This window comes from Polaribacter sp. Z014 (assembly GCF_023555435.1).
Taxonomy (GTDB): domain Bacteria; phylum Bacteroidota; class Bacteroidia; order Flavobacteriales; family Flavobacteriaceae; genus Polaribacter.
Window position 1 is genome coordinate 1 of record NZ_JALCZP010000152.1, and the last position, 302, is coordinate 302.

Consider the following 302-nt stretch of genomic DNA (forward strand, 5'->3'; position numbering starts at 1 on the left):
ACCGCTTTAGGGCAATTAGCTCAGTTGGTTCAGAGCATCTCGTTTACACCGAGAGGGTCGGGGGTTCGAATCCCTCATTGCCCACCAAAGTAAAATCCTTCACAATTTTGTGAAGGATTTTTTGTTTTAGATCTTTTTTAATTTAAAAATAAAATTATTTATGTTTTTATTTGGTATATCTAAAAAAGATTATATATTTGCAGCCGCTTAGGGCAATTAGCTCAGTTGGTTCAGAGCATCTCGTTTACACCGAGAGGGTCGGGGGTTCGAATCCCTCATTGCCCACCAAAGTAAAAATCCTT

The 302-nt window shown here is 38.7% G+C and carries 2 tRNA genes; both read left to right on the forward strand.

The window, feature by feature from the left end:
* The first annotated feature begins 9 nt into the window (after window positions 1-9).
* A tRNA-Val gene (locus MPF19_RS19265) sits at window positions 10-87 on the forward strand.
* A 123-nt stretch (window positions 88-210) separates the two neighbouring features.
* Window positions 211-288 (forward strand) — tRNA-Val (locus tag MPF19_RS19270).
* Window positions 289-302: the final 14 nt, after the last annotated feature.